This window comes from Rufibacter sediminis (genome assembly GCF_014269285.1).
Classification (GTDB): domain Bacteria; phylum Bacteroidota; class Bacteroidia; order Cytophagales; family Hymenobacteraceae; genus Nibribacter; species Nibribacter sediminis.
The window spans coordinates 63,659-87,516 of sequence record NZ_JACOAF010000042.1 but is presented as its reverse complement, the minus strand read 5'-3'; the positions used below and the strand labels follow the sequence as shown (position 1 = coordinate 87,516).

At 53.5% G+C, this 23,858-nt stretch carries 23 protein-coding genes; 12 read left to right on the top strand and 11 right to left on the bottom strand.

Annotation, left to right across the window (positions count from 1 at the left end):
- The first annotated feature begins 72 nt into the window (after positions 1-72).
- From thpR to H7U12_RS18145, 3 genes are all read left to right on the top strand, one after another.
- Positions 73-624 carry an RNA 2',3'-cyclic phosphodiesterase gene (gene thpR, locus H7U12_RS18155; protein WP_186640704.1) on the top strand — a complete coding sequence of 184 codons (552 nt, stop codon included), beginning with the start codon at positions 73-75 and terminating at the stop codon, positions 622-624.
- A gap of 294 nt (positions 625-918) precedes the next feature.
- Complete coding sequence (locus H7U12_RS18150; RefSeq protein WP_186640702.1) at positions 919-1,530, top strand: pseudouridine synthase; 612 nt, start codon at positions 919-921, stop codon at positions 1,528-1,530.
- Positions 1,531-1,561: 31 nt separating this feature from the next.
- A complete protein-coding gene (locus H7U12_RS18145; protein ID WP_186640700.1) occupies positions 1,562-2,263 on the top strand; it encodes a LuxR C-terminal-related transcriptional regulator in 702 nt (233 codons plus the stop codon).
- 110 nt (positions 2,264-2,373) lie between these two features.
- On the opposite strand, the gene H7U12_RS18140 is transcribed toward H7U12_RS18145, so the two are convergent.
- Complete coding sequence (locus tag H7U12_RS18140) at positions 2,374-2,856, bottom strand: DUF4126 family protein (RefSeq protein ID WP_186640692.1); 483 nt, start codon at positions 2,854-2,856, stop codon at positions 2,374-2,376.
- A 301-nt stretch (positions 2,857-3,157) separates the two neighbouring features.
- Between H7U12_RS18140 and H7U12_RS18135 the strand changes: the two genes are divergently transcribed.
- Positions 3,158-5,008, top strand: coding sequence for a serine hydrolase domain-containing protein (locus H7U12_RS18135; RefSeq protein ID WP_186640690.1), 1,851 nt, complete (start codon positions 3,158-3,160; stop codon positions 5,006-5,008).
- Between the two features lie 107 nt (positions 5,009-5,115).
- Here the strand turns inward: H7U12_RS18135 and H7U12_RS18130 are convergent, their stop codons facing one another.
- The gene (locus tag H7U12_RS18130) at positions 5,116-5,568 is read right to left on the bottom strand and encodes a DUF1622 domain-containing protein (RefSeq protein ID WP_186640688.1); all 453 of its coding nucleotides are present in this window, start codon (positions 5,566-5,568) and stop codon (positions 5,116-5,118) included.
- Between the two features lie 233 nt (positions 5,569-5,801).
- Here H7U12_RS18130 and msrA point away from each other — a divergent pair, with 233 nt between their 5' ends.
- Entirely contained in the window at positions 5,802-6,356 is a 555-nt protein-coding gene (gene msrA, locus H7U12_RS18125; protein WP_186640686.1) for a peptide-methionine (S)-S-oxide reductase MsrA, read from the top strand.
- Positions 6,357-6,636: 280 nt separating this feature from the next.
- Here the strand turns inward: msrA and H7U12_RS18120 are convergent, their stop codons facing one another.
- Positions 6,637-7,512, bottom strand: coding sequence for an aldo/keto reductase (locus H7U12_RS18120; RefSeq protein ID WP_186640683.1), 876 nt, complete (start codon positions 7,510-7,512; stop codon positions 6,637-6,639).
- A gap of 124 nt (positions 7,513-7,636) precedes the next feature.
- A complete protein-coding gene (locus tag H7U12_RS18115; protein WP_186640682.1) occupies positions 7,637-8,965 on the bottom strand; it encodes a cryptochrome/photolyase family protein in 1,329 nt (442 codons plus the stop codon).
- Between the two features lie 148 nt (positions 8,966-9,113).
- Here H7U12_RS18115 and H7U12_RS18110 point away from each other — a divergent pair, with 148 nt between their 5' ends.
- The 3 genes from H7U12_RS18110 (at position 9,114) to H7U12_RS18100 (ending at position 14,412) form a co-directional block, all read left to right on the top strand.
- Positions 9,114-9,851, top strand: coding sequence for a Mut7-C RNAse domain-containing protein (locus tag H7U12_RS18110; protein ID WP_186640680.1), 738 nt, complete (start codon positions 9,114-9,116; stop codon positions 9,849-9,851).
- A gap of 189 nt (positions 9,852-10,040) precedes the next feature.
- Positions 10,041-10,991 carry a UTP--glucose-1-phosphate uridylyltransferase gene (locus H7U12_RS18105; protein WP_186640678.1) on the top strand — a complete coding sequence of 317 codons (951 nt, stop codon included), beginning with the start codon at positions 10,041-10,043 and terminating at the stop codon, positions 10,989-10,991.
- Positions 10,992-11,043: 52 nt separating this feature from the next.
- Positions 11,044-14,412, top strand: coding sequence for a UTP--glucose-1-phosphate uridylyltransferase (locus H7U12_RS18100; RefSeq protein ID WP_186640675.1), 3,369 nt, complete (start codon positions 11,044-11,046; stop codon positions 14,410-14,412).
- A gap of 160 nt (positions 14,413-14,572) precedes the next feature.
- On the opposite strand, the gene H7U12_RS18095 is transcribed toward H7U12_RS18100, so the two are convergent.
- On the bottom strand, positions 14,573-15,214 hold the full coding sequence (locus tag H7U12_RS18095; RefSeq protein WP_186640667.1) for a hypothetical protein: 642 nt from the start codon (positions 15,212-15,214) through the stop codon (positions 14,573-14,575).
- Positions 15,215-15,388: 174 nt separating this feature from the next.
- Between H7U12_RS18095 and H7U12_RS18090 the strand changes: the two genes are divergently transcribed.
- The 4 genes from H7U12_RS18090 to H7U12_RS18075 all read left to right on the top strand — a co-directional run bounded on the left by H7U12_RS18090 (position 15,389) and on the right by H7U12_RS18075 (position 19,188).
- On the top strand, positions 15,389-16,051 hold the full coding sequence (locus H7U12_RS18090; protein WP_186640665.1) for a transmembrane-type terpene cyclase: 663 nt from the start codon (positions 15,389-15,391) through the stop codon (positions 16,049-16,051).
- 213 nt (positions 16,052-16,264) lie between these two features.
- On the top strand, positions 16,265-17,158 hold the full coding sequence (locus H7U12_RS18085) for an aldo/keto reductase (RefSeq protein WP_186640663.1): 894 nt from the start codon (positions 16,265-16,267) through the stop codon (positions 17,156-17,158).
- Positions 17,159-17,342: 184 nt separating this feature from the next.
- Positions 17,343-18,329 (top strand): aldo/keto reductase, encoded by a 987-nt coding sequence (locus tag H7U12_RS18080; protein ID WP_186640661.1) that lies wholly within the window; start codon positions 17,343-17,345, stop codon positions 18,327-18,329.
- Positions 18,330-18,726: 397 nt separating this feature from the next.
- Complete coding sequence (locus tag H7U12_RS18075; protein WP_186640659.1) at positions 18,727-19,188, top strand: DUF4268 domain-containing protein; 462 nt, start codon at positions 18,727-18,729, stop codon at positions 19,186-19,188.
- A gap of 83 nt (positions 19,189-19,271) precedes the next feature.
- On the opposite strand, the gene H7U12_RS18070 is transcribed toward H7U12_RS18075, so the two are convergent.
- The 6 genes from H7U12_RS18070 to moaC form a co-directional block, all read right to left on the bottom strand.
- Complete coding sequence (locus tag H7U12_RS18070) at positions 19,272-19,592, bottom strand: hypothetical protein (protein WP_186640657.1); 321 nt, start codon at positions 19,590-19,592, stop codon at positions 19,272-19,274.
- 138 nt (positions 19,593-19,730) lie between these two features.
- The gene (locus tag H7U12_RS18065) at positions 19,731-20,921 is read right to left on the bottom strand and encodes a molybdopterin molybdotransferase MoeA (protein WP_186640655.1); all 1,191 of its coding nucleotides are present in this window, start codon (positions 20,919-20,921) and stop codon (positions 19,731-19,733) included.
- Between the two features lie 18 nt (positions 20,922-20,939).
- Complete coding sequence (locus H7U12_RS18060) at positions 20,940-21,698, bottom strand: sulfite exporter TauE/SafE family protein (protein WP_186640653.1); 759 nt, start codon at positions 21,696-21,698, stop codon at positions 20,940-20,942.
- A gap of 5 nt (positions 21,699-21,703) precedes the next feature.
- A complete protein-coding gene (locus tag H7U12_RS18055) occupies positions 21,704-22,789 on the bottom strand; it encodes a HesA/MoeB/ThiF family protein (protein WP_206683950.1) in 1,086 nt (361 codons plus the stop codon).
- The gene (gene mobA, locus H7U12_RS18050) at positions 22,773-23,375 is read right to left on the bottom strand and encodes a molybdenum cofactor guanylyltransferase (RefSeq protein WP_186640651.1); all 603 of its coding nucleotides are present in this window, start codon (positions 23,373-23,375) and stop codon (positions 22,773-22,775) included. The genes H7U12_RS18055 and mobA overlap by 17 nt, the downstream gene beginning before the upstream one ends.
- On the bottom strand, positions 23,362-23,841 hold the full coding sequence (gene moaC / locus H7U12_RS18045; protein ID WP_186640649.1) for a cyclic pyranopterin monophosphate synthase MoaC: 480 nt from the start codon (positions 23,839-23,841) through the stop codon (positions 23,362-23,364). The genes mobA and moaC overlap by 14 nt, the downstream gene beginning before the upstream one ends.
- Positions 23,842-23,858: the final 17 nt, after the last annotated feature.

The window sequence follows — 23,858 nt, the reverse complement described above, 5'->3', positions numbered from 1 at the left end:
CTTCAGTCGCTCCCTTTTGGGAAGATGCCGTATGAGGGAAAATAAAGCAGCCTGATTCTTCTCCCTTGCACCATGAAAGACAGCCTCCGATTATTTGTTGCCGCCCAGTTACCCGATGAGGTAAAGACGTATCTAGGACAGGCCCGTCAGGCCTACGAAAACCCCGCCATTCGGGCCGTGCCCGAGCAGAACCTGCACCTCACGCTGTACTTTCTCGGGAACGTACCGGCCACAGAAGACACGTACATCCGGCAGACGCTGGCGCAGGTCTCCCAGAAGCACCAAACCTTTACCCTCACGCTGGACCGGTTGGAGCCCGGTCCCAAGCCGTCTTCCCCGCGGCTGATTTGGGCCCGTTTTCAGCAAAACGAGGCATTTTCAAGACTCAGTCAGGAGTTGACGAACGTGCTCTCGTCCGTTCCCCCCAAACAGGAGAAGTTCATTCCGCACGTGACTTTGTGCCGTTTTAAAAAGGAGGGACCCGTTCCCCGGGATCTGCCGCTCATCACGCCGTCAGAGGAAATCCTGTTCCCGGTATCTTCCATTGCGCTCTGGCAGTCGCAGTTGGCCTCACCACATCCCATCTACACGGTGGTGGAAGAATTCCAGTTGGGAACCCCGTAACGCTACTGCTCATCTTGGATGAAAGACAAATGGCTGCTTTTGGCCTGTTTTCCAGAAACGAAGCTTAAAACGGGTAAGGGTTGGCCAGGTTGTAACTCATCTCACCCAGTTCGCTTTTCCTTCCTTAAGGAAACGCAGTTTACTTCCTGCTCAGCAGAGAAGGAGGAAGTGACTTTCTTCAACGTAATGGCACTTAACAAAAAAGTAATATGACCTGCGCCGGCATTTGCTTTCTTTCTATATGCGTTTTTGCCCAGTTTTCCTGAAATTGGCCCCAAAACAGACTTTTACCCTTTGGACGTTTCAGAAAACCGCCACCGCCACTTCATTTTGCACAAGCCGTTCGGCTACCTAAGCCAGTTCATCGGGAATCCGAAAAACAAGAAGTTGCTGGGGCATCTGTATGATTTCCCGGCCGGAACCATGGCCATCGGTCGGCTGGACCAGGACAGCGAGGGGTTGCTTTTGCTCACCACCAACGGCAAAGTGAGTGAGTTCGTGCGCGGCCGGAAAGTGGAGAAAGAATACTACGCCCAGCTAGACGGCCTGATCACGCCCGAGGCGCTGGACCGCCTGCGGCAGGGCGGCATTGAAATTTCGCATGAAAAGCAGCCGTACTTCACCTTGCCTTGCGCCGCCCATCTGCTGGAACCCGCCCCGCAGTTCCCCGAAAGGTCCAGACGGGTGCGCGATGACCGGCACGGCCCCACCAGCTGGGTGTCCATCACCCTCACCGAGGGCAAAAACCGGCAGGTCCGGAAAATGACGGCAGCCGTTGGGTTTCCCACGCTGCGGCTCATCCGGGTGCGAATTGGGGGAATACAGTTGGGCCAAATGGCCTCCGGAGAGGTGCTGGAGGTTCCTGAGGAGGCCTTATGGGCTAAAGGCGTGCAAGAGGCAGTATAGCACCATCATTCACCTGTTACTTACCCAAACCATGGAGGAGACCCGCAACAGAACGGCAGAAGAAACGGAGCTTTCAATGAAGCTGAAAGCGCTGGAGGAAAAGTGTGCCTTTCTGGAAAGAATCATCCATGAGGTGCCGGCCAACATTTACGTATCTGATTTAGAAGAAGGCGTGATCTGGTGCAACAAAACGAACGAGGAAACCCTGGGCTTCACCCTGGAGGAGATCCGGAACATGGGAGGTTTGGAGTACCTGCGGCAGATTGTACACCCCGAGGACCTGCACATCCCCGATGACAGCATTTCGCATTACCAGGAATTTACCGGCGCCGAGTTCGGGGGCGTTTTCCGGGCCAAACACAAAGCCCGCAAAGAATACAACTGGTTTATTGGCTGGGCGAAGGCGTTCTTGCACCGGAAAGAAGGCCAGGTGAAGCAGATCCTCTGCGTAGACGTGGACATGAGTCCGCGCATGAACACCGAAAAGCAACTGATCGCCGCCCTGCAGGAAAACCTGAAACACAAAAACCAGCTCCTGCTGAAAACCTTAAGCAAGCGCGAAACGGAGATTCTGACCTGGGTATGCCGGGGGTATAGCTCCAAAGCCATCGCGGAGAAACTGTTCCTTAGCATTCACACCGTCAACACGCACCGGCGCAACATCCAGAACCGGCTGGGCACGTCCAACGTCGCTGATCTGGTGGTTCTGGCCAAAGAAGCCGGGTTGGGCTGAACCTCTCATCGATAAAGTTGTATCACTAATAGGAATAGCTCAGCAAACCCGGTTCCAGGAACACGATCTGCTGAGCTTTTCTTTTGTGAATGAATGCGGCTACTTGCCGGTTATAGCTTCATGATGGCGGTGCCCGCCTTCAGCGCCAGAGCATCTTCCATCAAGGCGAAAGTGGCATCAGGTAAGCCCGTCATCTTGCGGAGTCTCTTCCGGAGGTGATAAAAGGCATAGGACCCGGCCAGCGCACCCACCACGCCCAGTAAGCCGCCGGTGATTTTGCTGTCGCCATTAGCCTCCGCGATGGTGGCGCCCACCAAAGCCCCGGAGAATACGCGTGGAGCCAACTGAATGGGTTTGATCCGCTTGGGTGTCTGCGGTAACTTGTCCCCGATGAGCTCGGCCACGGCCAGAATCTTCATGCCCGTCGCCACCCCAGATTTCTGCAGGTACCCCAATCGGGAGCCGTCCAGGAACAGAGAGTTGGAATCGGATAAATAGTCTGATAGAATGGCGGGAGCGGTCATGGCGCGCATGCCGGCAATTGCCCCAAGCGCAAAGGCCTTCTGGTTGGTGGTGGAAGGAGTGAGTTGCATATCTTCTTCGGTTTGGTTTAAACTGATTCTAGTAGATATACGGAAGCCGATGAGATTTAGCGCAAGACCGCAAAGGCGGAGCAGGGCAGGAGTTAAACGGGTTTAGTTCTTTCTACTTACTTTTAGGCGCCAGACCAATAAGAACGGGCTTTGCTTGTTTCATGAAGAAAAGGATGAGACTTTTGGCAATTGGCCGGCAAGCACCGTGTTTAATGTACCTTTTAAATTTTAACTAATTCGGCAACCGGTAGCGTTTTCCGTTGCGCAGAAGTAAGAACGTAATCTCCCGCCCCCAAAAATTATGTATTCAACAGCTTTAAAAAACTACAGCTTCCGTTTTCTGCTCGTTTTAGTCTTAGTGACCAGTTTCTCCTGCGGTACCTCGGCGCAGCGGAAGGAAAACAAGAAAAGCCAGACCTGGCTGCAGCAGCACAACGAGGCCGCCAAAAACACGGTGTTGCTCAACAACCAGGCAGGTATAGTGCCCCTGAAGAACCTGGAGCAGAAGATGGCCAGCGTGTCTTTCAAGGTAGAACATACCGCCCCCTTTGACAGCCTCCTGAACAAATACACCGCCGTGACGGCTTTTCCGGCCGCATCTTATACACAGGCTGGTGGCCTGAAGAATTTACAGGATGATCTTGCCTCTTTTCAGACGGTGATCGTGCAGGCGTCCGTTTCCGCAATGGCAGAGAAACAGAACCTGGACTTCCTCCTGAACTTGGAGCGGCAGAAGCAGCTGGTAGTGGTGTTATTCGGGAAAGCGGAGTCGCTGGCTTTCGCCGATGCTCTCAAGGCGCCCATCATCTGGAGTGAGAAAGAATCAGCGGGAGCGGCCAGCTTTGCGGCGCAGCTCGTTTTTGGAGGGGTAGGCACTTCTGAAACATTATCAAAAGACTATTCGGCTAAGTTCAGGAAAGGAGAGGGGTTCAAGACCGCGCCCATCCGGCTCAAGTACAGCGTGCCCGAGGAAGTGGGCGTGAAAACCTCTGAATTGCAGGAGTCCATTGATGCGCTGGTGGCCGAGGCCATCAAAGAGCAGGCCACGCCGGGAGCCGTGGTGCTGGTGGCGAAAAGCGGAAAAGTGATTTTCCAGAAAGCCTACGGCGCGCACACCTATGACAATACCCAACCCACCCATATCACCGATATTTTCGATGTCGCCTCGGTAACCAAGATTTCGGCCACCACTATGGCGGTCATGAATCTGTATGATCAGCGGAAAGTGGCGCTTGACTCTTCCTTCAGCTTTTATGTTCCTTCGGCCCGGAACACCAATAAGGCCGGCATCAAAATCAGGAAGTTGCTGCTGCACCAATCGGGTTTACCCGCCGGGGTGCATCTGCCGCTGCAGCCGCAGGATGTGAGTCCGGTGCCTACGGGCAAGTACACCGTGAAAGCGTCAGACAGCGCCTATCTGCGCAAGGACTACTTCCAGGAGGTGATCTGGCCCCGGATGCTGAACGCGAAAATGGGCCCGAAAGACAAATACGTGTACGCCGATGTGAGCATGTACTACCTCAAAGAAGTGGTAGAAAATCAGGCCAAAACCTCGCTGGATACGTTTGTGGCCGAAACTTTTTACCGGCCCCTGGGCATGCAGACCGCCGGTTTCCTGCCCCTGAACCGGTTTCCGCAGAGCCGCATAGTGCCCACCGAGTTTGATGCTTCTTTCCGGAAAGCCCTGCTGAGAGGCTATGTGCACGACGGTGGAGCGGCCCGCATGGGCGGCGTTTCGGGCCACGCCGGGCTTTTCGCGACGGCCAATGACCTGGCCATTCTGTACCAGATGCTGCTAAACGGCGGAACCTACGGCGGAGAAAAATACCTGAACCCCGAAACCGTACAGCTGTTCACCACCAAGCAGTCGCCGCTGAGCCGCCGCGGACTGGGTTTTGACCGCTGGGACCCCGATACCACCCAACAGTATCCGGCTAAATTCGCGACCCCAGAAACCTACGGCCACACCGGGTACACGGGCACCTGCGTGTGGGTAGATCCCAAAAATGAACTGGTGTATGTTTTCCTTTCGAACCGGGTTCACCCCAAAGTGTCCAATAAACTGATCTCCCTGAAAACCCGGCAACGCATTCTGGACGCCATCTATACCGCGCTATCCAAGGGAGACAAAGCATCGGCGCTAAACAAGTAAACCAAGGTAAGTTCAGGTGTTTTTTAAGGGAAACGTTTTAAGGGCGATTTTCAAAAAAGAGGGGCAATCTGTATGGATTGCCCCTCTTTTTTACTGGTAGTTTGCGGTTATTCTGTTTTTTGGACGTGGTTCGCGTCCGGTACCATCGTTTTATCAATAGACCCTTCGGTTTCAGCTTTCCTTTCCTCTTTCATCTCCTGCGCCAAAAAGTAGTTTAAAGCCGTTCTGATGACCGCAATCGCGCCCAACTTCCCGATCTGGTCCCATGAAGGGGCAATGGCCGTCGAAAGAATGTCGGCGCCCAGTTGGAATTCCAGCGCCAGGGCCAGGTACCGCGCCAGCACCAACCGAATTTTATTGTAGCTTTCCACCTGCGGCGGAATAAGTCCCTTGATGATGTAGAAGAGGGCAATCAGCACGCCCACGCCAATGATCAAAGCGCCAATGGTTTCGATGAACAGCTTCAGCGCCTGCACGCCCTGGATGATGGTTTCCTCTATTCCGCCGAGCGGCGATTCTGTTGCGGGGGTGTCCAGTTGGTTCTGTAAAAGGTAGCGCATAGACGTTTTTAAGTGAAAAGCTTTTCCTTTAACGGATCGCAGAAAAAATCGCTGATGCTGCTGTTTCATGTTTTCCTCAGGCAATTGGTTCTCAGCGGAAATAGAAAGGGAAGATGCATCGAAGCCGTTTTATGCCTATTTTTCGGAAAAGCGCCTTAAAACAAGGTGTGCAACAAAAGCCACTGGAAAGAGTTTATTTGAAGACGCATTCCTCTCCAAAACGTAGATATAGCATGGAAAACACGACCCAGAATGAACAGCAATATGAAATAGCCACGTTTGCGGGCGGCTGCTTTTGGTGCATGGTCAAGCCCTTTCACAAATACGAAGGAGTGATAGAAGTGGTCTCGGGGTACACCGGCGGACACGTGCCCAACCCCACCTATGAGCAGGTCTGTTCCGAAACCACCGGCCACTACGAGGCGGTGCAGGTGACCTTTGACCCGAAGGTCATTTCCTACCCCCAGATCCTGAACATTTTCTGGGAATCCATTGACCCCACCGATGCCGGCGGACAATTCGGTGATCGGGGTTCCTCGTACAAAACGGCCATTTTCTACCACTCAGAACAGCAGAAAGCGCAAGCCGAGGTATCTAAATCAGAGATCCAGCAAAACGGTCCTTTCGAAAGCCCCATTGTGACGCCCATTCTCCCGGCCGTTACTTTCTATCCAGCCGAAGAATACCATCAGGATTATTACAAGAAACATCCCGGCCACTATGGACGCTACTTCGTGGGTTCCGGCCGCGCCGGTTTCCTGGAAAGAAACTGGAGAAAAGACAATTAACCATCGGCTTCGATTTCCTTCTGGAAAGACTGAAGATCGATGGATTGTCACTGCGGAACGGAGTGATTCAATTAAGGAGTTAAACAGAAAGAGGAGCCATTTGCGGCTCCTCTTTCTGTTTTGGATAATGTAGAATTCAGTTTCTTTCTGCTTTATCGAAAGCTTGACAACGAGGCCGTTTTAGAGGCATTTTCATTAAAATACCCCCTAAACGGCACTGGTCCGTTGCCGCTCGGTTATACTTGGAATCAATCAGCTCGAATGAGGTCAACGCTCTTACTTAACTGGTGAACGAATCTGAGCCGATCTGATGCAACGCGTCGTAATCTTCGTCGGAGAGTTGGATGGAGGCCGCTTGGTAATTCTCCTCCAGGTGCTTCACTTTGGAGGTACCCGGAATAAGCAAGATGTTTGGCGAGCGGTGCAGGAGCCAGCTAAGCGCCACCTGATGCGGCGTGGCCTGGTACTTTTCGCTGACCTGCTGCAGGGTTTCCTGGGCTTTGAGGTTGCCGCCTCCCAGCGGATACCACGGAATGAACGCAATGGCGTTGTCTTCGCAGTACATGAGTTCCGCTTCCCATTTGCGGTTATCGAAGCTGTACATGTTCTGTACCGATACCACCTCTACGTACTTCTGGGCCTGCTGAATCTGCTCCACCGTCACCTCAGACAGCCCGATGTGTTTGATAAGGCCTTGTTCCTGGGCGTCCTGTAAAAACTCCAGCGTCTGTTCGAACGGGATCTCGGGATCCACGCGGTGGAGCTGGTACAAATCGATTCGGTCCAGTTTCAGGCGCTCCAGACTGCCGGCCAAGGCTTCTTTGAGATGGTCTGGCTTGGCGTTGATGGGCCATTGATTGGGACCGGTGCGCAACAGACCGCCTTTGGTGCCAATCACCAGGTCTTTGGGGTAAGGATAAAGCGCCTGCGCGATGAGTTCCTCCGATATATTAGGCCCGTACGAATCTGCGGTATCAATGAAGTTGATGCCCAGTTCCACGGTTCTTTGCAGTACTCTGATGGCTTCCTCCTGGTCTCTGGGAGGTCCCCAGATGCCGTCGCCGGTGATGCGCATCGCCCCGAAACCCATTCGGTTAACGGTTAAATCGGCTCCTAAGCTGAAGGTGGGGGTATAGGTTTTTGGTGTCTCGGCCATGGTGGTTACAAGTGGATGATTTTACATGTACGCATCCCTGAAAAGAAGTTGTTCCCAGGCTGTTACCTTCGGGAAACCACTTCTGTTTTCAGGCACTTTTTGCACAAACAGCCTCAAAACAGGCTCAACGACTGGTGATGCCTCGGGCCGTGCTGAGGGCGGCTTTGTAGGTTTTCAAGGCTCGATCCCGCGCCAGGGCGTGATCTACCAGAGGAGCAGGATAGCTGGCAGTACCAACCTCCGGAACCCACTTTCTGATATATTCCTGCTGCTTGTCAAACTTTTTAGTCTGCGCCTCCGGATTAAATACCCTGAAGTAAGGGGCGGCATCGCAACCTGTACCTGCACACCATTGCCAATTGCCGTTGTTGGCTGCCAGGTCATAATCCAGGAGCTTTTGGGCAAAGTACGCCTCGCCCCAGCGGTAATCAATAAGCAGGTGTTTGACCAAAAAACTGGCGGCCACCATCCGGACCCGGTTGTGCATGAAGCCCGTGGCATTGAGTTCCCGCATCCCGGCATCCACCAGCGGGTAACCTGTGGTGCCGGCGCACCAGCGCGCAAAATGGTCTTCATTGTTGAGCCACGGCATGTGCTCGTACTCCAGGTGAAAAGGCCGGTGCTCCACGTGCGGGAAGTGAAACAAGATCATCATGAAAAACTCCCGCCAGATGAGTTCCCCCAGCCACACCGCATTGAGTTGCAGCGCCTGTTGCACCAGTTGGCGCACGCTTACCGTCCCGAACCGCAGGTGCAGTCCCAGCCGTGAGGTTCCAGCTAAAAAAGGTAAGTCGCGGGTCTGGTCATACGTTTTGATAATTTCTTCCGGCACCAGGGAAGCTGGAAAGGAAACGGTCTGGCTGGCTTCAAAACCGATCTCCTCCAGAGAAAGGCTGCGAAAAGGGACTGTTTTAAGAAAATGATCCTGAAAACGCGCAGTCGGGTAAGAAGCACGAGAGGCATCGGAGAGCGTTGCGAGCCACTTCTTTTTATAGGCGCCAAACACCCGGTACGGCGTGCCATCCTCTTTTACTATTTCATTTTTCTCGAAGATGACCTGGTCTTTGAACGTGTGCATCGGAATACCCTTCGTTTCCAGGAAGGCAGCAATCTCCTGGTCGCGCTTCATGGCCGCTGGCTCGTAGTCATGGTTGGCATACACCGCCTGCACGGCATACTGCTGAACAAGTTCCTCTAGCACCTCCAGCGGTTTGCCGTACCGAACCAGGAGAGAGGATTGAAGTTCTTGCAACTGGGTGTCCAAAGCTGTCACCGACCCATGAATGAATTGCACCCGCCCGTCCTGCTTGGAAGAAAGTTGCGTTAGTATATCCTCATCATACAGAAAGATGGGCAGAACCGGGAACCCCGAGGTGAGGGCGTGGTAAAGCCCGGCATTATCCGTGAGACGTAAATCACGGCGGAACCAGAAAAGGACGATAGGAACTTGCAACGGGAATAGACTAGGTTAAATTGATTGCTAGTCTTTGCAACAGGAAAAGCCGGGGAATGTTCCATTAGCGCAGACACTTTTCCGTGTCTGACTACTCAGCTCTTAAGTTGAGCTTCAACTTTTTGCCGGCAGATAAGTAGGTGGAAGAATGGAGAATGTTGCTCAGATCTTTTTTCATGGCTCCCTCAATGACTTTTTACCTCGGCATGAGAAAGGTAAATGGCAGGCATATTCCTTTACCGGGGCTCCGGCTCTGAAAGATGCGCTGGAAGCAGTAGGAGTTCCCCACCCCGAGATCGGGCGTATTTGTCAGAATGGGAGCGAAGCCGGCTTTCAGGAAGCCTTGCTGCGGCATGCCCAGGTAGAGGTTTTTCCGGTGGTTTCGGAAAAGGGGAGCCAAACGCCTGGTCCATTACAAGTATCGGTACCAACTCCCCCTACGTTCGTGCTGGATGTGCATCTGGGAAAACTAGCCCGGTACCTACGGCTGCTGGGCTTTGACACCCTCTACGAGACCAGCTATGATGACCAGACCATCGCACGGCTTGCCCAGCAAGGGCAACGCATTGTACTCACACGGGATATAGGCTTGCTCAAGCAGAAAATCATCCAGTGGGGATATTGGCTGAGATCCCAGCAGTGGGAAGAACAACTTCGGGAAGTCATGATCAGGTATGGCCTGAAAGATCAACTACAGCCTTTTACCCGCTGCATGGCCTGCAACGGCGAAATAGGAGAGGTCTCCAAAGAAACGGTGCTCCCGCTGCTGCCGCCTAAAACCAGGCTGTACTTCCATGTTTTCTACCAATGCCAGAGCTGTCACCGCGTCTACTGGAAAGGCTCGCACTATGACCGTATGCAGTCGTTTTTAGCCCAATTTTCTTAAAGAAGCCTTAAATCGGCTTGTTTTCTTTCCTTCGATGATCTAATCATTTCTTTTTAGAAGCTCGGGAAAGAAATCTTCAGCAGTACCGCTTATATCCTGGCCTGAGTGCATGCTTTTAGGTTTTAAAATGCTTATTTAGCATTTGGAATATCTTGCAAAAATCACACCTCACCGATTTTGAACTGAGCTATGAAAATAAGAAAAGCAGTCATCACAGCTGCCGCCCGCGGAGAAAGGCTATACCCGGTTGCTGATACGGTACAGAAAGCCATGCTTCCGGTGGTGGATCTGGACGGACTACCTAAGCCTGTCATCCAGATAATCGCGGAAGAAGCTTTCGCCAGCGGAATAGAAGAAATTTGCGTGATCTGCGCCCCCGGTGATGGTCCAAGGTACTTGGAGGCTTTTACCTCTTTACGTACTAATCTGCTGGAGTCGTTTGAAAACACCGATTGGGCGAAGGAAGAAGCTGAGAAGGTAGATAACCTCCGGACCCGTATCCAATTCATTGAACAGCAGGAGCCGCTTGGCTTTGGGCATGCGGTGTACTGCGCCCGTGAGTTTGTGAAAGAGGAGCCTTTCCTGCTATTACTGGGAGATCACTTGTATGTTTCGGGCCATGAAAGCCAACGTTGTACTACCCAACTGATCCATCTAGCCACGCAGGAAGGTTGCGCTGTATCAGCGGTAAACCCAACCATTGAGCACCAGATTCACCGCTATGGAACCGTCACCGGGAAACACATACCTTCCCAGAAAGGGGTGTACCAGATTGACCGTATCATTGAAAAACCATCGCTCAGTTCTGCCGAGTTGGAGTTGCAAACCCCTGGACTGCGGGCGGGCTATTACCTCTGCTTCTTCGGGATGCACGTGCTCACACCCTCCGTTTTCTGGATCTTGCAACAGCAGATTGAAAGCGGAAGCCAGAATGTGCAGCTTACCCCGGCTTTGCAGGAGCTTGCCTCCACTGAGAAATACCTGGCGCTGGAAGTAAAAGGAAACCGCTATGACCTAAGCAAAAAGCAAGGCTTACTGCAGGCCCAGATAGCCCTGGGGCTGGCTGGTCAGGCGCATGATGAGACGCTCACTTCCATGGTAGAACTCCTGGCCGAAGCGAATCAGCGCAGAGCGAAGTAGGCTTTTAATGAGCTTCGTTGAAGGTTTTTCCAGCTTGAATTGAAAGAGGCAAATGAACATTTTTATACAAACCATTACATCCACTGATCCCGCAGAACGGAACCGCTCGTTTTTCCAGATGAGCCGGAAGATGTCTTCCAGGGAGTTGTTTCAGGCGTTACGGGAGCTGGATGATTTCCGGAAGACAACCCCCAGTCTATACGACAAGGTACGGGCCATTCTCTTCCTGTTTGCCGGGTACCGCTTCTTCCTGATGGAGGCCGCGGAGACCCCTTCCACGGGCAAGATCCCTTACGCCGGGTTTGAGGACTTACTATCCAGAAGATTCGAACAAGCCATCACCACGTTCCTGAAGGAAAGTGACAACCATGGCCCCAATGCGGCTTTGTTTAGTGGTCTGGCCGAGAGTTACCACCACCTTTCCTTCCAGATCCTAGCCGATCAGGTCCGGAAAAGCGTGCGCTCCAGTAAGGGCAACCAATGGATGTTCCGGGTAGGGCATCAGGAGGAACACCCCATCAAAATTCACCCGGCTTTGTTGCAACGGCAGGAGAACTCCCTGTTTTACCCGGTACTGGAAGAGCAGACCTCCGTGCGCATGGACTTAACCCACAGCGGGTGGTCTGATATTTTCTTCCTGGGCATGGATTACCCCGAGGGAGCCCGCGTGCTTAACATCTCCATTGACCTGGGCGTGTTTGGCCGCGACAAAGACATTCGGCCGCCGTTGCAGTCGTATGTGCGGGTCATTCCGGAACCGGTGCTGCGCCTGACCAGCATCGACTTAAATACCTCCAAGGACATTACGGAGCTGGATGACCTGTTCAATTTCGGGAATGATTACCTGAGTCTGATCAAAGCCGGGGTAATTGCCTCTGGGTTGATACCGCCTTCCTTTGAGGGCACAAACCAGTCTTTAACCGAGATTCTGGCCCGCATTGTGGCCCCGGGCATGGGAATTGAGCTGGTGACCAAAGTGAATGACATTCCCAAGGGATCACGCTTTGCCGTTTCCACCAACCTGTTGGGCTCTATCATCAGCTTGCTGATGCGGGCGACGGGCCAGACCAGAAACCTGGTGGGCGGCCTGGAGGAAAGCGAGCGCCGGCTGGTTGCTTCCCGGGCAATTCTGGGTGAGTGGATTGGCGGCTCCGGCGGCGGTTGGCAGGATTCCGGTGGCGTTTGGCCCGGCATCAAAGCCATTCAGGGCACGTTTGCGCAGGAGGGTGACCCGGAAGCCGGCATCAGCCGCGGTACGTTGTTGCCGAGGCACCGGGTGTTGCAGGGCGAGGAGATCCATCCGCAGATGGCCGATAAACTTATGAACTCGCTGGTGCTCATGCACGGAGGCATGGCTTCCAACGTGGGTCCTATTTTGGAGATGGTTTCTGAAAAGTACCTGCTAAGAGGCGAGAAAGAGTGGGAGGCGCGTCAGCAAACGAACCAGGTGTTTGACAACATCTTAGCGGCCCTCAAAGAAGGAGACATCCGCAAACTGGCGGCGAATACAGCCTATAATTTCGAAAACCCCATCAAAACGATTATTCCCTGGGCTTCCACGCACTTTACGGAGGAAATCATCCGGCGGGCGAAGAAGGCGTTCGGGGAGAATTACCTGGGTTTCCTGATGCTGGGCGGAATGTCTGGCGGTGGCATGGGCATGTTCGTGAACCCTGAGCAGTACGAAGACTACAAACTGAAGGTGCTGGAGATTCTCAGGGCCACCAAAAACGAGCTTTCTGACTCGCTTCCGTTTGCCATGGAGCCGGTGGTCTATAACTGGAGCATCAATAACAAAGGCTCCTGGTCGTACTTGCACCAGGGAACCGATGCCATGATGCCCGAGCAATATTACGCCATCCATGTATCGGATTTGGTGAAGAAAGATCCGCAGACCATTTCCTATGTGCGCCGGGCCGAGATCGATTTCTTCACCACGCACTGCGACGAGAACAACCTGGCGTATCCGCTGCTGCGTACCATCGTGAGCAATCTGTTCAAAGTGTCCGATCCATCGGTGCAGGGCAGCCGTAGCAACGAGAACGAGAAAGCCGACCGTATCAAGAAAGAGAACGGGTTTGACTTCATCCAGCACGAGGAAATCAGGGAACAGCTGCAGAAAGGCTACATCGGTCTGTCCCGCAACCGCTTGCCCAATGAAACCACTATTGAAGACGTTCAGCCCAATGACCTTGCCACCCTGGAAAGCCTTGCTCATGCTGAGAAGACCGGCGAGGAAGCCCTCAAGGCCGGGAAGGTGGGCGTGCTTAGCCTAGCCGCCGGCGTGGGCAGCCGCTGGACCAAAGGGGCCGGGGTCATCAAAGCCCTGAATCCGTTTGTAGAGGTTGACGGAGTCCACCGCAGCTTTCTGGAGATCCACCTGGCTAAAACCAAAGCTGTTTCCGCGAAATACGGAGCCTTGCTGCCGCACATTGTGGCCACCAGTTACCTCACGCACGAACCCATCCGGAAGCATCTGGAACTCACCAAAAAGTACGGCTACGAAGGCCCGGTGTACCTGTCCACGGGTCGTTCCATAGGGCAGCGGTACGTACCTATGGCCCGCGACCTTCGTTTCCTGTGGGAGGAAATGCCGCAGGAAACGCTGGATGAGAACAAGCAGAAAGTACGCGAGTCGGGGAGAAGGACCATGATCAACTGGGCCAAGTCCAAAGGCGAAGGTTCTGATTACGTAGACAACATCGCATCGCAGCGGTTTTCCCCGCTGGGGCACTGGTACGAGGTTTCCAACATGCTGCGTAACGGCGTGCTAGCCCAGATTCTGGAGGAGAATCCGCAACTGGAGACCATCATGCTGCACAACATTGATACCCTGGGAGCTGACCTTCACCCAGCTGCTTTGGGCCACCACCTGGAGTCCGGCAATGTGCTGACGTTTGAAGTGGTACCCCGCCGCATTGAGGACCGGGGCGGCGGATTGGCTCGCGTCAACGGGAAAGTCCGGTTGCTGGAAGGATTGGCTCAGCCGCGTGAAGAAGACGAGCTGAACCTGAGCTACTACAACACCATGACCACCTGGATTCAGATCGATCCGTTATTGGCCTTGTTTGGGCTAACTCGGGCAGATCTGAAAGGAGACGAGGCGCTGCTGGCCAAAGCCGTGCGGAGCGTGGCCCATCGGATGCCTACCTACGTGACCATCAAAGACGTGAAATACCGTTGGGGACACGGCCAGGAAGACATTTACCCGGTGGCCCAGATTGAGAAACTCTGGAGCGACATGTCGGCGCTGCCGGATATCAAATGCGGATACATTGCCGTGCCGCGTAACCGGGGGCAACAGATGAAAGACCCGGCTCAGTTGGACGCCTGGGTGACCGATGGTAGCAAAGAGCACATCGTCTCTTTGGGTAATTTCCAGTCTGTTCCGGAGCTTACTTCAACTGAAACACCTTCTTAAATCTTGCAATCAGCCTCCCTCTGGAGGCTGATTTTTTTTATATCTACTCGATCTGATTTCTGGATAGTAGGAGCAGGGCAAGTGGCCACCCAGCCGTTCTGCGTTTTAGCGCCGATTTCTGAAAACAAGCCTAAAAACAGCGATGAGTACCCCAAAGCCGCTACCGCTGCCTCCGGTACCCGAACCCAAATAACGTATGAACGGCAATGTTGGGCACCGTCACTGACCCACCTCCGGCTAAGGGCATTCTGGCCCAGGCGGCCGTCAGTTTGGCTTCGGGCCGGAAAAACCAATGATCGGCAACGTCCAGTCTGGGGCCCACGGCCGCTTGCAGGCAAATGCCCGAGATGTGGTAACCGCCGCCCAATAAACTTTTCACCGGGTTGATGGCCTTGCCTCTGATCCGGCCCTCGGGGTGCCCAATCACCATGCCCAACCCAATCCGGAAAATACCAGGCGTCTCCCTGAACGGAAGGGTTCTGCTCACCATGGCCAAGTTATACCCGTGAGATACTTCAAAATGCTCTACCTCCGCAGGAGGGTTCTCCAGGTATACTTTATGGTGTACCAGCTCGGCACTCCAGCCGTTATAGCCCACCCGGTAGGCATAGTAGGGAGAGCCCGTCCAAGGGCGGGTCGTGTACCGGGCCTTGAACCGGATGTCGGCCTCATTGGGTTGCTTGATGCGGAGCGGCAGCGGCAAACTCCAGGAGGTGCCGGCAAATACTTCGGCGGTTAGTCCCTGGGCAAAACTCACCACCGGGCCAAGCGTCAGGCACGCCCATCCTGCTATCCACCCCATGCTTTTCTTTTTCCAAGGCATGAAATTGATTATTAAGGTGATACAAATCTTAACGACAACGGAAGGAAAGGGTAAAGGGAATAAATACCAGAAATTAGCGTCCGCTTATTATTTTAAGGCGCTTGTTCAGGAGGGTTCTCCAACAAAAAAGGTTGATTACTGTTAGCGTAAAATATGTTGCAAAATCCTGTTCACCTAGATACCGCGTTAAGCCATTTTCTCATGATTGGCAGCGGCGTTTTCTGGACCATCACCTACCTGCTCATTCTGCGCCGCGGCTACAAAGACAAACTCTACGGCATGCCCATGGTGGCGCTGTGTGCGAACCTTTCCTGGGAGTTTACCTTCGCTTTCGTGTACCCGCACCCGCAGCCCCAACTCTTCATAGATTACCTGTGGCTGTTGTTCGATGTGGGCATTCTGGTGCAGTACCTCCGGTACGGACGAGGCGAGTTCCCCACGCAACTTCCGCCGAAGCTCTTCTATGGCACCTTTCTCTTCACGCTGGTGTACTGCGCGCTCACCATCGCGTTCATGGCCCGGGAGTTCAATGATTACATCGGGATTTACGCGGCTTTCGCGCAGAACCTGATGATGTCGGTGCTCTTTGTCCGGATGTTGCTGAAGCGGAACAGTTCGGCGGGGCAGTCGCTGTACATTGGCCTGAGTAAACTGATCGGGACTGTTTTCCCCTCGGTTTTGTTCTATCTGTATTTCCCCAATTCTTACCTGCTGATCTTGCTGTACTGCGGCATATTCGTGCTGGATGTGGTGTACCTCCTGTTGCTGTACTCCAGAATGAAAGCCGAAGGGCTTCGGCCGTGGGCGAAATTGTAGACCGGAATCGGCTATTCGCCACATTCTGATGTACTGCTGTTTTTACCTCGATTTCTAAAAATCGGCTCTAAAACGGGAGCGGGTTGCGGCGAAGAAGAACCTTGAGGTGCGGCTGGGTTTTAGGGTTACTTTTAGGAAACCAAGCTTAAAACCCGTTTCGTGTTATCTTTGAAGGGAGCGGTGATTGCCTGCTCTTAAGCGGAACATGAACGTATGAAATATAATACTTTAGGAAGCTCAGACTTATCCGTGAGCGAGGTGAGTTTTGGGTGCATGTCCTTGAACGGGTCTGATCAGGAGAATAGCCAGCTCTTGCATCAGGCGCTGGAGCGCGGAATCAATTTCTTTGACACCGCCGATCTCTACGACAAAGGCCAGAATGAGGAAACGGTGGGCAAAGCTTTTCGGGGTAAGCGGGAGCAGGTGATACTGGCCACCAAAGTAGGAAACCAGTGGCGCCCCGATGGTAGCGGCTGGGACTGGAACCCCTCCAAAAGCTACCTTCTGGAAGCCGTAAACCAAAGCCTCCGCCGGTTGCAAACCGATTATATTGATTTGTACCAACTGCATGGCGGCACCCTGGAAGACCCCATGGACGAGACCATTGAAGCCTTCGAACTCCTGAAACAGCAGGGCAAAATCAGGCACTACGGCATCTCGTCCATCCGGCCCAACGTGATCCGGGAGTACATCAACCGATCTTCCATGGTGAGTGTCATGATGCAGTACAGCCTATTGGACCGTCGGCCCGAAGAGCAGGTGCTGGATTTGTTGCACCAGCACCAGATTGGCGTTTTGGCCCGGGGCAGTTTGGCGCAGGGCCTGCTGCTGGGCAAGGCACCCAAACCGTACCTGAGCCACTCCGCCGTAGAGGTGACCCAAACCGCCGAAGCCCTGAAAGCCATTGCCGGCGAGAACCACACGCAGGAAACCTCGGTGCGGTACGTGTTACACCATCCGGCGGTGGCCTCGGCGGTAATCGGTATCAGAACGGAGGCGCATCTGACACAGGCGATAGAAGCAGCCTCGGCCCCGGAACTGGAGAAGGAAACGTTGGAGGCGTTGAAGCGGCAGATTCCGGCCGGGGTATATGAACAACACCGCTAAGGCGAGAAGACAGGAATGGCGCGAAATGTCCAGGTTGCTTGTTTGGGTTTTCGGCTTCTTTCTGTATAACTGCCTTCAAAACAGCAAATCAACTTTCCAAGACACGAAAACGAAAAGGAACACCATCCTTTTCAAGGCTTGGGGAGTACATACCTTTATTGCGTAACAAAAAATCCCTTGACACATGAACTATAGAGTTTTAGGTAAAACCGGCTTCAACGTATCAGAAATTTCTTTGGGAACCTGGCAGGTAGGTGGCCGCTGGGGAGAGCCTTTCAACGAGAAAACCGCTGAAACCATCATCCATTCCGCCATTGATGCCGGGGTGAATTTCATTGATACCGCCGATGTCTACAGCGATGGGCTAAGTGAAGCCGCCGTCGCCAAAGTGGTGAAAAGCCGCAGTGAGGAAGTGTTTGTGGCCACCAAATGCGGCCGCCAGATACAGCCCCACACGCCTGAAGGCTATACCCCCGAGAAACTGGCCGGCTACGTGGAGCAGAGTCTAAAGAATACCAAGCTGGAAACCCTGGACCTGGTGCAGCTGCATTGTCCGCCCACTGAGGTGTACACCCGTCCCGAAATCTTTGAGGTATTTGACCGTTTGAAAGAGCAAGGGAAAATCAGAAACTTGGGCGTGAGCGTGGAACTGGTAGACGAAGCCCTGCTGGCCATGAAGTACCCCAACGTGACCACGGTGCAGGTGATCTTCAACATGTTCCGGTTGAAACCCAGTGAGCAGCTGTTCACCGCCGCTAAAGAAAACAACGTGGGCCTCATTGTGAGGGTACCCCTTGCCAGCGGCTTGCTGACCGGCAAGATGTCACACCAAACCACGTTCAACGCCGAAGACCACCGGGCTTTTAACCGCCACGGCGAAGCCTTTGACAAAGGCGAGACTTTCTCCGGCGTGGACTTTGACCTGGGTTTAGACGCGGTAGAGGAGCTGAAGAAGCTGTTCCCGGGTCAGGAGCCATTGGCGGCCTGGGCGCTGCGGTGGGTGCTCATGTTCCCCGAGGTAAGTACCGTTATTCCGGGGGCATCCCGGCCCGAGCAGGTTTCCTCCAATTTGGCCGCCGCCGCGCTACCGGCCCTTACGCCGGAGCAAATGGAAGGCGTAAGAGCCGTCTATGATCAGTACATCAAACCTACGGTGCACCAGCAGTGGTAAGGAAATCGATTTTCCAGTTAAATTTTGGGCTTTAATTTCCTCTTTTCAGAAAGTATCATTTATCTGAAAGGACAAAAAGCGAAAAGGGGGCGTCCCCCGATGCCCCCTTTTCAAACAAAATAAAAAACCCTTTGATGAGGCTTTGTGAACACCTCATCTAAAAACAAATTACTGATTTTCTATACTTGAAAAAAATACCTAAAACTAGGTATTTACCTTTATCATTTCTTTTGAACAGCAGAGGCGCAGAGGTAGGTTTACTCCCTCAGAAAAGTCTTTCCAGAGGGAGATTTAGCTACCCTTGACGTTTCAAAGCGGCTGAATCTTCTGATCGGCTTTAGCCTTTTAACAGGCAGAAAATCAGGGTGATTACCGCTTTCACTTAAGAGCATTGAACATGTACACCAGAGAACAAGCTTCCCAACTGAGACAAGCCTTTTGGACCACGTTCGGACAATACATCGCGCCGCATCCCTCGGCCGAGGGGTTGAAGATCAACTGGTCCAATTACAAGACGGGCTTCAAACATGTTTACTTCCGAATGCGCGCGGAGACCAAATATGCCTCCATCGGGATTGAGATGACCCACCCAGATCCGGGTATTCAGGAGCTTTTCTTTGAGCAGTTTCTGGAGCTGAAAACCTATCTGCATGATACCCTGGGCGAGGAGTGGATCTGGGAACTGCACACCACTAACGAGTTTGGCGAAACCATCAGCCGCATCTTCAAAGAGATAAAACCGGTGAACGTGTTCAATCGGGAAGACTGGCCCGCCCTCATTTCCTTTTTCAAACCCCGGATCATTGCCTTGGACGAATTCTGGAGCGATGCCCAGTACAGTTTCGATTCGCTCAAATAAGCAAGCAAACCTGATCAAAACAGAGTTGGGCAATGTTGCCTACATCGCAATATCGTCAAGAAGCGATTTCTGTTCCGTGAACACTACCAAAGAGGATTGTCGTGCTCGTTTTCAGTGTTTGGTTGACGGTAAAAACCCGAGCCATCGTGTAGCGGTGTCCCTTTGCCCTCCAGGTGGTTTTGTAAGTCTTGGTGCATTTTAAGCTGATCCAGGTGCAGGAATTCTTTCCATAACGCCTGATCCTCCATAGATAAACTCGCCACAATATCTTGCAACTCCAGGCTTTTTCCTTCGGCAACCTGCTGGAGCAGATTTGGATCAGAGCTTAACCGTTGCCTGATTTTCTCCTTGAAATAGCCGTTCAATTCGCGGTAACGTTCTGCATTCCAGGCGGTATTTTCCATGATATAAATGTTAATGTTGCGTATTTCTATACGTGAATTGCTTCAAGATGAAGCAGCTAAGGGTAGACGTTTTTGCTTCGTTTTAACTAAAACAAGCTAAAAACGTGTCGGCTAACGGTCTACTCTTATGAGCGTTGTTCAGGTGAACAAGGTCAAAGGAAAAGCCTCCCCGGCCGCGAAATTTTCTTGTTCAGGCGGCAGACTTAACAAACCATCGGCTTCCAGAATACTGGTTAAATCACCGGAACCGGTGGTGGGAATGGGAGTGGCTTTTAGGATGCCTTGGTCTTGGTGCAGTTTTACCGGGACATGGTAGGTGAGGGCTGGCTTGAACGTGAGGGTTTGCGTTAATTGAGCCGAGGCTGGCTGGTGGTCTTGGTGCAAAGAGGCATGTAACCAAGGCCGGAAGAAGAGCTGGTAACACACAAACGTGGAGACCGGGTTTCCGGGTAAGCCAAACACCACCTTCTGCTCAGGCAGAGTTCCAAACAACATGGGCTTGCCGGGTTTTTGGGCTATTTTATGGAAAACAGGCGTAAAACCCAGTTCTTCCAACACCTGCGGCAGAAAGTCGAACTTGCCTTTTGAGACCCCGCCCGACAGCAGCAAAACATCATGTGCTTCCAGAATTTTGGCCAGGCGCTTTTGCATGATGGCGGGTTCATCGGGTAAGTGAAAGAGGCTGGCCTGGATGTTTTCCTGTTGCAAGGCACCGGCCAGCATGTAGGCATTGGAGCGCCTGATCTGGTGCGGTAATGGCTGTTGCTGCACCTCCACCAATTCATCTCCCGTGGAGCAGATGGCCACACTTGGCAGCTGAAACACCGGGACCTGCGCGTATCCCACCGAAGCCAATGTACCCAGAATGGCGGGCGTAATCTTTACCCCGGAGGTGAGCAGCACTTCGCCCGCTTTCTTATCGGAGCCTTGCGGATGGATGTTCTGCCCGGCTCTTACTTTTTCGGCCAGTACCGTTGCCACATTTTCGTGCATCGTACACTCCTCGTAAGGAACAACCGCATCGGTGCCCTGTGGCAGTACGGCCCCGGTCATGACTTCCAGGCAATGCCCTGGGTGATGTAACGTCTTCTGGGGAGAACCGGCCGCGTGAATCTCTTCTATCGGAAAAGCCCTGATTCCCGCCACAAAATCTGAGGCGCGTACCGCGATGCCATCCATGGTGACCCGGTGAAACGGCGGAAAGTCACGGTCGGCGGTGACATCCTGCGCCAGTGTCCGCCCTAGCGACTGAAGCAGCTCTACTTCTTCTGTCTGGGGGCTGATTTTGTGCTGCAGCACCAACTGTAACGCTTGGGCAACGGAGATCATAGTGGGGAGTTCGGAACGTTAAAGATAACTAAAAACCAGCTTCAGCCCGATGAAGAGCACAAAGACGCCGGTGAGGCCTTTTACCGCCTGCGGTTTGATTCTCCGGAGGCTGATCCGCGTACCCAGCTGTCCGCCCACCAGCACCGCCAGCAGGAGCGGAGCCAATAAGGAAAGGTCTGCTTTGAAGTTTCCGCCGGCCACTTGCCCCAGTAAACCCGCTATGGAGTTCACCAGAATGAAAAAGGAGGCCAGTGCGGCGATGGTGCGGGCATCGGCCCACCGCAGCAGGTGCAGCACCGGCGAAAGCAGAATGCCGCCGCCAATCCCCACCAGACCGGATACAAAACCGGAGCCGGTTCCCAGCAGGAGGTTGAAAAGACGGGAGTGATGGCCGTACTGGATTCGCTGGGCCACCGGCTGCGTGAAGAATTGCAGCACCAGCAGAAAACCCGAGAAGGCCAGGACTCCGCCCAGGCAAATGAAAAAGGAAGCCTGCTTTAGGGGCACCATGGCTCCCAGAAAGGCGGCGGGCACGCTACATAAGGCCAGCGGCAGAAACTTCTTTAAATTGAATAAGCCTTCTTTGATGAAAAGGTACGTGCCGCCGCTCACCACCACCAGATTGCACAGCAAGGCCGTGGATTTGATCTCCAGAAAGTTGGGCAGGAAAAGCGCGAGCAACGCCAGGTAACTGGAGCCTCCGCCAAAACCCACCGAAGAATACAGCGTGGCAATCACAAAGAAGCTGAGGATGAGCAAAACGAAGTTCCAGTCCATGGGTATTATTTCACCACCAGTTTGTTGGGCAACTGTGAGAGCCAGGCTTCCATGCCGCCTGTCAGGCTGTAGACTTCCGTGGAAGCTTCTTTCTCCAGGAGCATTTCAGCGGCTTTGAGGCTGCGGCTTCCCTTCTGGCAGATGGTCACGATGGGAAGGTGCTGGGGTAGTTGATCCATCTGCTTCCTGAACACCGACAAAGGCGTGAGCAGCGATTTCTGCAAATGCCCCGTCATGTATTCATTCTGTTCCCTGACATCCAGCAGCAGCATTTTCTTGCCTTCCTTGAACCAGTCGTACAACTCCGTAGCCGTTACTTCCGGCACCTTGGTGCAACTTGCCACGGCATAGGAGCCCTGCAAGGTGGTGATCTGCTGGTTTTCAGGATTAACCTTCAGCTTTATTTTGTGTTGGGTCTGGTTCAGGTAATCCACCATGAGCAGGTACCCCGAGAGCGATTTGCCCACGCCGGTTAACACTTTCACCGCCTCCAGCGCCTGCTGGAGGCCAATTAAACCGGGCACAACGCCCAGCACGCCCGCCGTGTTACAGTCCGGGATTTCCTGAGCCGAGGGAGGGGTAGGATAGAGGCATCGGTAGGTGGGGCCGCCGGCAAAATTGAAGACGCTCACCTGTCCCTCAAACTGGTGCAGCGCCCCATACACGAACGGTTTGCCCATCAGCACACAGGCATCGTTGATGAGATAACGCGCCTCAAAGTTGTCGGTGGCGTCAATGACCAGGTCGTAGCTTTCCAGGATCTCCCGCGCGTTCTGCGGGGTGAGGTGCGTGGGATAAGGAACTAACCGGATCTCGGGGTTGAGCAAAGAGAGCTTTTGAACGGCCACCGTCACTTTCAATTGCCCCACTTCGGCTGTACCGTACAAAACCTGGCGGTGCAGGTTGGTCAGGCTGATGGTGTCACCGTCCACGATGCCAAGTGTCCCTATGCCCATGCCAGCCAAATACTGTAGCACCGGCACGCCTAATCCGCCCGCGCCCACGACCAGCACCCTGGCCGCCCGAAGTTTTTGCTGTGCCTCTGGCCCGAAACCGGGGAGTTGCAGTTGGCGGCTATATCTGTTGTCCATGATGTAGTTTTTGGGTGATGTAAGCGAATTCCTCGGGGCTGTTGGCATTGTACAGTTCCTCATCGTCGGCCGGATGGATCAGTTTGATGTCGGTGTGGAGTAGAAACTTACGGGGGCAGGTTTTGCCGGTTTCTGTGAAGGCCAGGGCGGGCGCAAAGGCCGCTGGTTCCCAGATGGCTACCAAGGGTTCTGGTAAATGGGAGCCGGTGGTGGCGTACGCCGTTGCAATTTTAGAGCTGTCGCGTTCCCGCACCAGTTTTTCAAGAGTACTGGCGTTGACCAACGGAAGGTCACACGCCACCACCAACCAAGCCGCCTGCGGGTGTTGCTGCAGGGCACTTAAAATACCGTTCAACGGACCGCGCACGTCCAGTTCGTCCAGCAGGTACTGGAAATCTCCTTCCAACTCGGCTTCCTGGCAGGGGCGTAAACTCAGATACACCCGCTCACACACCTGCTGCAGCAAAGAGTACAGATGCGCCCGCTGCGTTACGCCGTGGTATTGAAGCAAGCCTTTGTCCTGGCCCATGCGGGAGCTTTGCCCGCCGCTCAACACAAGTCCGAACAAGTTTTTACTGGGCTGCATACTGGTCTGATTTACCGCCGGTTTTCTGCACCAGCCGGATGTCTGTGATGGAGATATCGTGGGTAAGCGCTTTGCACATGTCATAGATGGTCAAGGCCGCAGCCGACACGCCGGTCAACGCCTCCATTTCCACGCCGGTTTTGCCTTCGCACCGCACCAGGCAGGTGACTTTTAGGCTAAAATCAGGGGCTGGTTCAATGTCAATCTTACAGGTAGAAAGCGCCAGCGGATGGCACAGCGGAATGATATCCGAGGTCTTTTTAGCCGCCATGACGCCCGCAATGATCGCCGTCTGGAACACCGCGCCTTTTTTGGTGAGAAAATTCTGCCCCGCCAGTTGCTCATATACGGCCTCGGGGAAATGGACAAAGCCCTCGGCAATGGCAGTTCTGGTCGTCACCGCTTTCGCGGACACATCTACCATGCTGGGCTGCCCCTGCTCATCGATATGGGAAAGTGAACTCATGTTATTGGTTATGCTTT

Excerpts from the sequence above, each read along its gene's own strand:
- mobA (WP_186640651.1), bottom strand. The coding sequence starts at position 23,375 with ATGCAGCCCAGTAAAAACTTGTTCGGACTTGTGTTGAGCGGCGGGCAA.
- H7U12_RS18090 (WP_186640665.1), top strand. The coding sequence starts at position 15,389 with ATGTTGCAAAATCCTGTTCACCTAGATACCGCGTTAAGCCATTTTCTC.
- H7U12_RS18055 (WP_206683950.1), bottom strand. The coding sequence starts at position 22,789 with ATGGACAACAGATATAGCCGCCAACTGCAACTCCCCGGTTTCGGGCCA.
- H7U12_RS18080 (WP_186640661.1), top strand. The coding sequence starts at position 17,343 with ATGAACTATAGAGTTTTAGGTAAAACCGGCTTCAACGTATCAGAAATT.
- thpR (WP_186640704.1), top strand. The coding sequence starts at position 73 with ATGAAAGACAGCCTCCGATTATTTGTTGCCGCCCAGTTACCCGATGAG.
- H7U12_RS18110 (WP_186640680.1), top strand. The coding sequence starts at position 9,114 with ATGGAGAATGTTGCTCAGATCTTTTTTCATGGCTCCCTCAATGACTTT.
- msrA (WP_186640686.1), top strand. The coding sequence starts at position 5,802 with ATGGAAAACACGACCCAGAATGAACAGCAATATGAAATAGCCACGTTT.
- H7U12_RS18085 (WP_186640663.1), top strand. The coding sequence starts at position 16,265 with ATGAAATATAATACTTTAGGAAGCTCAGACTTATCCGTGAGCGAGGTG.
- H7U12_RS18070 (WP_186640657.1), bottom strand. The coding sequence starts at position 19,592 with ATGGAAAATACCGCCTGGAATGCAGAACGTTACCGCGAATTGAACGGC.
- H7U12_RS18135 (WP_186640690.1), top strand. The coding sequence starts at position 3,158 with ATGTATTCAACAGCTTTAAAAAACTACAGCTTCCGTTTTCTGCTCGTT.
- H7U12_RS18060 (WP_186640653.1), bottom strand. The coding sequence starts at position 21,698 with ATGGACTGGAACTTCGTTTTGCTCATCCTCAGCTTCTTTGTGATTGCC.
- H7U12_RS18095 (WP_186640667.1), bottom strand. The coding sequence starts at position 15,214 with ATGGGGTGGATAGCAGGATGGGCGTGCCTGACGCTTGGCCCGGTGGTG.
- H7U12_RS18145 (WP_186640700.1), top strand. The coding sequence starts at position 1,562 with ATGGAGGAGACCCGCAACAGAACGGCAGAAGAAACGGAGCTTTCAATG.
- H7U12_RS18065 (WP_186640655.1), bottom strand. The coding sequence starts at position 20,921 with ATGATCTCCGTTGCCCAAGCGTTACAGTTGGTGCTGCAGCACAAAATC.
- moaC (WP_186640649.1), bottom strand. The coding sequence starts at position 23,841 with ATGAGTTCACTTTCCCATATCGATGAGCAGGGGCAGCCCAGCATGGTA.
- H7U12_RS18100 (WP_186640675.1), top strand. The coding sequence starts at position 11,044 with ATGAACATTTTTATACAAACCATTACATCCACTGATCCCGCAGAACGG.
- H7U12_RS18120 (WP_186640683.1), bottom strand. The coding sequence starts at position 7,512 with ATGGCCGAGACACCAAAAACCTATACCCCCACCTTCAGCTTAGGAGCC.
- H7U12_RS18105 (WP_186640678.1), top strand. The coding sequence starts at position 10,041 with ATGAAAATAAGAAAAGCAGTCATCACAGCTGCCGCCCGCGGAGAAAGG.
- H7U12_RS18140 (WP_186640692.1), bottom strand. The coding sequence starts at position 2,856 with ATGCAACTCACTCCTTCCACCACCAACCAGAAGGCCTTTGCGCTTGGG.
- H7U12_RS18130 (WP_186640688.1), bottom strand. The coding sequence starts at position 5,568 with ATGCGCTACCTTTTACAGAACCAACTGGACACCCCCGCAACAGAATCG.
- H7U12_RS18075 (WP_186640659.1), top strand. The coding sequence starts at position 18,727 with ATGTACACCAGAGAACAAGCTTCCCAACTGAGACAAGCCTTTTGGACC.